Source organism: Protofrankia sp. CiP1_Cm_nod2 (assembly GCF_920664355.1).
GTDB lineage: Bacteria > Actinomycetota > Actinomycetes > Frankiales > Frankiaceae > Protofrankia.
Genome location: NZ_CAKKTL010000103.1, coordinates 8,786 through 18,182, shown reverse-complemented (window position 1 = coordinate 18,182; position 9,397 = coordinate 8,786). Strand labels below are relative to the sequence as shown.

The 9,397-nt window shown below is 72.8% G+C and carries 5 protein-coding genes and 1 pseudogene; 2 read left to right on the top strand and 4 right to left on the bottom strand.

The annotated features are described in order from the left end of the window. From NBW84_RS13155 to NBW84_RS13145, 3 genes and pseudogenes are all read right to left on the bottom strand, one after another. A pseudogene (locus NBW84_RS13155) lies at nt 1–1,233 on the bottom strand (DNRLRE domain-containing protein); the annotation flags it as partial. Between the two features lie 653 nt (nt 1,234–1,886). Then, complete coding sequence (locus tag NBW84_RS13150; protein WP_250284945.1) at nt 1,887–3,206, bottom strand: glycosyltransferase; 1,320 nt, start codon at nt 3,204–3,206, stop codon at nt 1,887–1,889. Between the two features lie 130 nt (nt 3,207–3,336). Next, nucleotides 3,337–4,242, bottom strand: coding sequence for a glycosyltransferase family 2 protein (locus NBW84_RS13145; RefSeq protein WP_250284951.1), 906 nt, complete (start codon nt 4,240–4,242; stop codon nt 3,337–3,339). 563 nt (nt 4,243–4,805) lie between these two features. On the opposite strand from NBW84_RS13145, the gene NBW84_RS13140 reads away from it, so the two are divergent. Together NBW84_RS13140 and NBW84_RS13135 are read left to right on the top strand one after the other, a co-directional pair. Then, nucleotides 4,806–5,525 (top strand): DapH/DapD/GlmU-related protein, encoded by a 720-nt coding sequence (locus NBW84_RS13140; RefSeq protein WP_250284944.1) that lies wholly within the window; start codon nt 4,806–4,808, stop codon nt 5,523–5,525. Nucleotides 5,526–5,761: 236 nt separating this feature from the next. Beyond that, a complete protein-coding gene (locus NBW84_RS13135) occupies nt 5,762–7,435 on the top strand; it encodes a DUF2142 domain-containing protein (protein WP_250284943.1) in 1,674 nt (557 codons plus the stop codon). A 164-nt stretch (nt 7,436–7,599) separates the two neighbouring features. Here NBW84_RS13135 and NBW84_RS13130 read toward each other — a convergent pair whose 3' ends face one another. Beyond that, complete coding sequence (locus NBW84_RS13130) at nt 7,600–9,261, bottom strand: class I SAM-dependent methyltransferase (RefSeq protein WP_250284941.1); 1,662 nt, start codon at nt 9,259–9,261, stop codon at nt 7,600–7,602. Nucleotides 9,262–9,397 lie beyond the last annotated feature (136 nt).

Below are 9,397 nucleotides of genomic sequence, written 5' to 3'. Positions count from 1 at the left end.
ACCCACGTGAATATCGCCCAGAGTGTTGTAATGCGAGTTCGGGAACGCCGAGGACACATACGTGTCATCCGCCCACGCCTGCAGCACCTCCACCGACGGATCCACCCGCACCGGGAACACCCGCGCCGGATCCGCCAGCCACTCCTCGTCCAGATCCACCCGCAACGCGAGCCGGCCGTCCGCCCCCGGCACCAGGGAATAACGCACACCCTCCGAATACGCCCCGGCACCCACGTGCGGGTCGACCGCGGAATCCTCCATGGACCCACGCGGGATCACCGCCTTCACCACACCCTTGGCGTCGGCGAGGGAAACCTGCTGGGACGTGGCATCCAGGGTGGCGGTCAGACCCTCCAGCGCCAGCGGGAACGTCCAGCTGGCCGGGGCGTCCGCCGCGTGCAGGACCAAGGTCTCCTTCAACCCCGACAACGTCCCGGCCAGCTCCACATCCGACGACGGCCGCACCCCCGCGTAGGAGGCGGCCGGCCCGTCCACCACCGCCCGCGCCGGCCGTGCGTCGGCGATCCCGAACGACACCGATGCGCCCGCACCCACCTGGACCGCCACCAGACGGGGATCATCCGCACTGTCCGCGACATCGACGGGATGCTCAACCGCGGCCACCCGATGGCGGCCACCCGCCGCCGCGACCAGGTTCGTGTCGATGTCCACCCACCTGCCACCGGCATCGGTGAACCGCTTCGGCGCCGAATACACCCGGGCGGTATACGTCCCATCGGGATTACGGAACTCGTCGCTCCACGCCGTGCGCCGCTCCGGCAGCTCCACCTGACCCGGCCGCAGTGCCTGCCCCGGCAGCACACCCCACTCCGGCGTGCCCATGTCCATCGTCCAGGCCGGGCCGAGCTTCGCCGCGCCGGCGGCCGGATCCGGTTCCGGCAGCTCCACCGGGCGCTCCGGCTCCCGCGGCGTCGTGGGCACCGTACCCGCGACCGGCGGGACCTGGGCGCGCACCTGCTCCGCCGACGGCGCCGGCCCGGACACCGCCTGGGCGCGGGCCGTCGGCACCTGGGTCTCCCGGCCCGCCGCGCTGCCGCTCGAGCTCTGCGGCAACGCCACGTTCCGGAACGGGTTGATCAGCGGCGCCGGCCGGCCCGCCCCGCCGGCCACCTGGATGACCGCCAGCGTGGTCAGCACCACCAGCGGCACCAGCCCGATGGAGATGGCGGCCAGCCGCCGGCGGGTAAACCGTCGCTGGACACCACGCAACATCCGCCGAGACGGAGCGGAACGCCGCCGGCCGACCATGGGCGCACTCCCGAGAACTCATCAACCAAGGAGCCGCATGCATGCCGAAAAACAGGCACGGACACGGCGCGACAACAGCGCGGAACCCAGGGCCCAGCGGACCGTACCGACCCACGGCACGGTCCGAGGAAGGACCTGGGTGACCTACGCACCCGAACGGGCGCACAGCAGAAGAACAGCAGGCGAACAGCAATGGAACAGCACAGGGAAGAACAGGGGGAAGAACGGAGAAAATGCGGCGGGAAAAGACAGGACAACGTGGGCCCGGCATCATCGCAAGCAGGCGGACGTCACCCCGTCGTGTTTACGGCGCTCACCATTCCACACCGTCCGGTGCCACGTCACTACATCCCGGATATCACCTGCCGATGTTGCGTGAGATTTGTTGCGGACACGGCCGGCCAGCGGCCGGGGAGGCCGTCCGGTGCCGAACCCGGACGAAAACCTGCCGATACACAACCGGAAAACACAGGCCGACGCCCATTGACATGGATGCCCTCGGCGGCCCAACGGCCGCCCGTTCGACCGGAGGATTCGACATGCGGTGGCGGAATGTTTTGTTCCGGTGGACCGACACACACCGACAACTCCCCCGGAGCACCCCGGGACACAACGCGTCAGCGACGGCCGAGCGCCTCGTGGAGCACCGTCAGGTAGCGCTCCCAGGCCGCGTCCGCGTCCGGCGGGACGATCCCGGCGCGCAGGGTGTCGAGCACGCCCGGCTCGTACAGCCGGCGCAGCGCGGCGGCCAGCGACCCCGGGTCGTCCGGGGCGGCCAGCAGGCCGTCCACCCCGTCCCGCACGGCCTGCCCCAGCATGCCGACAGCGGTCGCCACCACCGGCAGGCCGTGGCGGTGGGCGAGGTCGACGTTCTGGGTCGCCGTCGCCGACCGGTACGGCAGGACCAGCGCGTCGGCGGCCGTGAACAGGGCCGGCACCTCGGCGGCCGGCACATAGCCGGGACGCAGCTCCACCCGCCCGGCCAGACCGAGCTCGCCGACCAGCCGCCGGGTGTCGTCAACCCCGCCCCAGAACTCCCCGGCGACGGTCAGGCGCACGTCGGGCGGGCCGGCGGCGAGCGCCCGCAACAGCACGTCCAGACCCTTGTACGGCCGGACCAGGCCGAAGAACAACAGCCTCCGGCCACCGGCGGCGCCATCGCGGGTACGGCCGGCAGCGCCGTCGCGAGTACGGTCGGAGACAGCGCCGCCGGCCGCGCCCAGGTGCGGGGCCATCGGCGCCACCCACACCGGGCGGGTGGTGAGGCCGCGGGCCCGCTCGGCCTCGGCCGGCGTGTGCACCAGGACCCCGGACACCCGGCGCAGCACCGCCCGCACCAGCGGGACGTCCAGGGCTCGCCGCTCGTGCGGCAACACGTTGTGACACAGCGCAAGAACCACCGGCCTGTCCTCCCGCCCACCGATGGTTGGGAGGCCCCGGCCCACACGGACGGCGCGACCGTTCTCCGCCGGCACCCCGCCCGCCGGCGCACTTCCCCGCCCCCCGCCCGCCGGCGCGTTTCCTGGCCGCGGGGCCGGCGGGCGCAGGCCGGCGAGGACGCCCAGATAGGCCGGCGCCTGGATCGGGGTGACCACGACGACGACCACGGCGTCCACCGCGTCCACGCCGGTGCGCAGCCGGCGGCCCAGCCGCGGCCAGGTGTCCGGCCGCCGCCATGACAGCGGGTAGGACGTCGCCGGGAACGGCCGCGTCTCGGGGGCGTCCACCCGCTGCCGGCCCGGGTAGAGCCGGGCCGGGTACTGCGCCGACCAGGACTCCAGGCGGACGTCGTGGCCACACGCCGCGAGCCGGTGCGCGAGCTCGGTGGTGTGCTGGGCGACACCGCCCTTGTAGGGATGGGCCGGGCCGACGATCGCGATCCGCGACCGCGCCGGCGCCGGCGTCCCGGCGTGCCTCTCCGGCCGCTCACCTGTCATCTCGTCCGTCCCTGTGGAAGGAGCCTCACCGTGAGGGATGAAAGATCCGTCAGCATGGGGGAACGTCCGTCACCATGGAGCATCCGTCACCGTGGGACCCGGCGGGACGGCAGCGCAGTCCGGCGGGGCATCAGTCGCCGCCGCGGGAGCGGGCCACGAGATCCCCGATCAGGGCGAGCACGACGATCTGGAAACCGACCAGGATCGCCAGCAGCGTGGACGTGGTGACCCGCAGGTCGTAACGGATCAGGTCGGCGACGAGCTTCACGAAACCCAGCCCCATGATCCACAGGGCGATCGGCATCAGCACCCGGATCGGGTCGAAGTACATCACCATCCGCAGCACCTGCAGGATGTAGCGGCGCGCGTCCCGGAACGGGTGGAACTTGCTCTTGCCCGAGCGTTTCGCGTAGTCGATCGGGATGTAGTCGACGGGGTGCTGGTTCGACAGGAACGCCATCGTGATCGTCGTCACGCAGGAGAACCCGGGCGGCAGCAGCCGCAGGTACGGCAGGGAAACCTCCCGCCGGAACGCCCGCAGCCCCGAGTTCAGATCGGGGATCTTCATGCCGGACAGCCGCTGCGCGATCATCCGGATGAACCACTTGGCCGGCACCCGCGCCCACTTGTGGGTGCCCTCCTCGGTCGTGCGCGCGCCCACGACCTGGTCGACGTCGGGGCAGGCGTCGAGATGGCGGACGAACTCCGGGATGCGCTCGTTCGGGTAGGTCATGTCCGCGTCGGTCCAGACCACGATCTTCCCGCGGGCGTCCTGGGTGCCGATCCGGCGCGCGGTGCCCGACCCGCCGTTGCGGCGGAACGCGATCAGCCGCATGTTCGGGAAGCGGTGCATCACGCCGCGCAGCAACGCCAGCGTGTTGTCGGTCGACTTGTCGTCAATGACCAGCAGCTCGTAGCTGTAGCCGCTGGTGTCCATCGCGGCGGTGATCCGCTCCAGCTCGTGGACGATGTGATCCTGCTCGTTGTAGCAGGGCAGCACGACCGTCACATAGGGCGGGGCGGGTGCCTCCGCCACCGTCCCGACGCCGCTCTGCTTCCTGAGGACGGGTACGCCGGGGCTGACAGATGCGCGTACAACGCTGACACTCACGTCGATGTGACTCCTGATTTCCGCCCGGGAACGGGAGGTTCGCCGGTGCCGTCGAGTTGTGGCCGGACCGGCCGGGCCGGTCAGGTCGAATGATCACAACCTCCTCCGCGCGTGCTTCGGCTGCCCCGTCCGCATGCCGGGGTCACAGGACGCCGGGGTTACCGGATGCCGGGGTTACCGGATGCCGGGGTTACCGGATGCCGGGGTTACCGGATGCCGGGGTTACCGGATGCCGGGGTTACCGGATGCCAGCGTTACACGCCGCGGCCACCGGCCGGTCACGGAGGTCCCGCGACGCGGCGGCCCACCCCTCTCACCACGTTCGCCGGCCGGCCTGCCGGTCGTGCGGGTGGCGGCGGTACGGGCCGGGACCGCACCCGCCGGTACGGACGCGCTGCTGGCGGTACGTCTCAGCGCCATCATCGATGGCAGGCGGCGGCGCACGGAGGTCATGATCGCTCCGTGCCGACGGACTAGGATTTCCGGCCATGGGTGGGCTCATCGAGCGTCTCGGCAGTCAGGTCAACCGGCTCGACCGGCGGTTCGTCGGCGACGCGCGCGAGTACGCCCGCAACGTCCGGGCGCTGCGGGCCGGGCGGGAGACGTCGGCGCGGTCCTTCGTGGCCGGGCTGCGCTATCCGCTCGCGTACGGGCAGCCCATCTGGACGGGTTCACCCACCGTGCTCGAAGGCCGCGAACGGATCGAGTTCGCCGACGGCGCGGCGCTGCGGATCGGCCTCGGCCCGTTCGGGATCTCCACCCGGCGGGACGTCTCCGTGCTGCGGATCCACCCCGAGGGGCGGCTGCGCTGTGAGGGGGTCGTCTCAGTACAGCGCGGCACCCGCATCGTGGTGGACTCCGGCCTGCTACAGCTCGGACACGGCGTCAACATCAACGGCTTCGCGAAGATCCTCGTGCGGGAACGGGTCAGCATCGGCGCCGGCTGCACCATCTCCTGGAACACCCAGATCCTCGACAACGACTTCCACCCCATCACCGTGGACGGCGTCGAGCAGCCGATGAGCGCCCCCGTCGTCCTGGAGGACCGGGCCTGGATCGGGACCGGCGCCATCATCCTGAAGGGGGTGACGGTCGGCGAGGGCGCGGTCGTCGCGGCCGGTGCCGTGGTGACCAGGAACGTCCCCACCAAGACGATCGTCGCGGGCAGCCCGGCGAAGGTGGTCGGCCAGGTCGGCTCCTGGCGCTGACCAGCCGCGTCTGACGCGCCGGCGGTGGCTGCGCCGGCGGCTGAGGTGTGGTTCCCGGCAGCCGCGGGGAACGAAGGCTTTCACAGCGCGCACGGCCACCGAAAAGCCGCGAAGCATACGTACGATGGCAACCATCCGTTCCCGGAGATCCCCAGCCCCCGCCCGTCAGCGGGCCGGAGGCGGCGCGGCCGCGTGTTTCCCGCGCCGCCACGGGCCCGAGCCCCGGAGCCGTTCTGATGGAGGCCGCAGCCGGTACGCCTGTCGCTGTCGCCGTCGCCGCGGAGCCGTCCGGCGGCCGCCCGGTGGAGCGGTTCAGCCCGCTTGGGATCCCGCGCCGGACGCCCGGCCACATCTGGCTGATCACCGCCGTGTTCACGTTCCTGCTCGCCTCCTGGTCGGTGCTGGTGCCCCAGTACCACGCGCCGGACGAGCCGAACCAGGTCGACGCCGTCATGCGGCTCGTCCAGGGCTACGGCTGGCCGCGCCCGGGCGACGCGGTGGTGACGCCGGACGGGGTCGGTGCCATCAGAGCGTCACCGTTCGGCAGCCGGAGCAGTCCCTACGAGCTCACCGTCGCCCCGGTCCCGGCGCACGACGCGCCCCCGCGCTCCCAGCGGCCGGCCTGGCGGGATCTCGCCGTCCCGGAGCAGCCGGCCGGTTACATCCAGCAGATGGTCCAGCATCCACCGCTGTACTACCTGGTGGAAGCCGCGATCCTCAAAGCGCTTCCGGACAGCGGCGACGCCCGGCGCTGGGACGTGACCATCGGCCTGCTACGGATGGTAAGCGTCCTGATGGTGGCACCGCTACCGCTGCTGGCCCACGCCGCCGCCAGACGCCTGTGCTCCCGGCCGGTCGCCGCGACCGTTGCCGCGCTGGTCCCCTGCGCCGTGCCGCAGCTGGTCCACATCGGCTCCAGCGTCAACAACGACAATCTGCTGATCGGCCTCGGCGGGCTGGTCACGGTGGCCGTCGCCCACGTGCTGCGCGGGGACACCTCGACGCGGACCGCGTGCTGGATCGGGCTGCTCACCGGTCTCGCGCTGCTGACGAAGTTCTTCGCGGTCGTGCTGGTACCGATGGCCGCCGCGGCATACGCCTGCGCCCGGCTGCGCGGCGCGCGCTCCCGGTGGCCGTCCGCCGTGCTCTGCGGCGGGCTCATGATCGCCGCCGGCGGCTGGTGGTGGCTGGTCAACATCCTGCGCTGGCATACCGTCCAGCCGAGCACGCCGGGCTTCCCGCCCGGCGAGTACGCCGGACGGGACTGGGGCGTCTACTGGTCGTGGATGTCCGAACGGCTGGCGACCCGCTGGTGGGGCTCCATCGGCTGGTACGAGGCCGATCTCCCCCCGGCGCTGGTGATCATCGCCTCGGGCCTGCTCGGCGGCCTGGCCGGCTGGGGCCTCCTGCGTGCCCGCGACCGGGCGCGGCGGACGGACCTGCTGTTCATGCTGTGGCCGACGACCGGCCTGCTCGTGATCATCGGCGGGCAGGCCGCCGCCCATCTCGCCCGCACCGGGCACATGACCGGGGTCTCCGGGCGGTACCTGTTCACCGGCTTCGCCGGGGTCGCGGTCCTCGCCGGCGCCGGGGCCGCCGCGCTGGGGCCACGCCTGGCCCGCTGGCTGCCGCTCGCCGTGCTCGCCGCCGCGGCCGGCATCCAGCTGGACGCGGCGTGGCTCGTCCTCGGCCACTTCTGGCGGCCCGCCGGAGGCGGACCGGTCGCGGCCCTGCGCGCCATGGCCGCCTGGTCACCGTGGCCGGCGGCCGGCATCGCGATCGTCTTCGGGTCGGCCCTGGCCCTTGCCGCCCTCACCGCCGTCCGCCTCGCGCGCAACACACAGGCCACCGAGCCCACGACACCGGCCACAGAGCGCGGGCGGCACCACAGCCACCCGCACGGAGCATGATCCAGGCGAGTTTGTCGTTCTGTACGCTTTTCGGCCCGGTAGGCGTACAGAACGACAAATATTTGGCGATCTTCCCCGGTGGCCGGCGCGGCCGGCGGCTGGCAGCCACCCGGATCACGGCCCGGTGCGCCCGCCGGGGTGCTGGGGGCTCGGCGGCTGGAAGCTCAGCGGCGGCTGTGCAGCGCCCCGCGTACCGCCCGCGCCGTGCGGACCGCCCGCGCGCCTCGGTGGCCGCCCAGCCGGGCCTTGAGCGCGGCGTTCGCCACCCGGGCCGCGTGCACGAGCTTCGGTTCGTCGGCGAGGGCGGCGCGCAACTGCTGGGAGGTCGCGCGTTCCGTCTCCAGCGCGCGTTCGGCCTCGGCCGCCGCGTCGAGCAGCCGCAGTTCGGTCGTGGCGCGGTCGGCCAGGGCCGCGTCCAGGCGGGCCCACTCCCGCTGCCGCCGGCGGGCGGCGTCGATCATCTCGTCCTGCAGGAGGAGCACGTGCAGGTAGAGGTCCAGCCGGTTGCGTTCCAGCCGGGTCAGCAGGCCGTTACGCACCCACGGCCGCAGCAGTTCGCCGACCCGCTCGGCGTACGGGGCCCGGCCGTCCACCACGATGCCCAGGCCGAAGATCGGCGCGGCCACGAACAGGCGTAGCTGCGGACGGGTGGCGAGGAAGTCCTCGACCGCCGTGCGGACGCCGTTGCCCGCTCCGCCCTCCGACCGGGCCCACGCGAACGCCCCCTCGCCCCGCAGCCCGCCGGTGACCACACCGGTGCTGTCGACGCGGACCCCGAGCTCCCACGAGTACGGCTGCCGCTCCGGCTCCGGGATGCGCTCGGGCGTGTAGTAGGAGTCCCGCCGGGCGTTCGGCCAGCCCACGTCATGCATGATCAGTAAAGGGAGGTGGGGACGGCCGGCGGCCCGGGCGGCGTCGGCGATCGTCCCCAGCTCGCTGGTCACCGTCGCGTAGTTGTGATCGCCGTCGATCAGATAGGCGTCCGCGGGAGTGAGCCCGACCAGGGCCTGCGGGCTGTAACCGCGCACCACGTCGACCTCGAGGCCGTCCCCGGGCTCGGGTGTCACGCCCGGGTCCGGGTCGATGACCAGCAGCTTCCCGCCGCGCCCGCGCAGCAGGTCGACGAGCAGGGACGTGGTGGCCCCGCTCTCCGAGCCGATCTCGGCGACGCTGCGGACGTCGGCGGCCTCCAGCAGCGGCATCCAGATCTCCCGCAGCTCCGCGAGGGAGTGCAGCAGCAGCGGCTGCAACGTCTCGTTGGGGGCCGACTCGACCGCGTACACGTCAGGCTCGCCGGCCCCGCCCGCGGCGTCCTCCTCACGTCCGTCGACGCCTTCACGATCAGTGACAGCGCCGCCGGCGGCGACGGCCGGCTCGGTCCACGGCACGCGGGCGGCGGCCTCCTCGCCGCTCTCCCGGCCGCCGTGTACCTCCCGGCCGCCGTGTGCCTCCCGGCCGCCGTGCGTCTCCGGGCCGCCATGCGCCTCCCGACCGCCGTGCGTCCCCGGGCCGCCATGCGCGGCAGCGGCGCGGCGGGTGGACGGCTCGCTGAACCACGGCGGACTCGGCTGGGCCCCGGCCGTCCCACCCGACCCGGCAGCCCCGGCGGGATCAGCGGGATCAGCGGGATCAGGACGCGGGACGGAAGCGCCCGCGCCGACGTCCGTGGGCACCTGGTTGCCGGGGCCCGGCGCCGACAGGTCCGCCGTGGGATGGTCGTCGATGTTGCCGTGCGGCCCACCGTCACCGGCGGAACCGCGCCACTCGGCCGGACGGCCCATGACAATATCGTTCACGCCGTCCCCACCCAGAGCTGTATCACTCACAGCGACCCCGTCCACGTTGTCCGCAACGACCGCATCATCGCGATCGACCGATTCTCCCTCAGAGCCTTCCAGCGACGCGCCCGGCGACCACGATCGCACCATCCCTGACCAGGGTGCCCTCTCACGAACCGCGCGG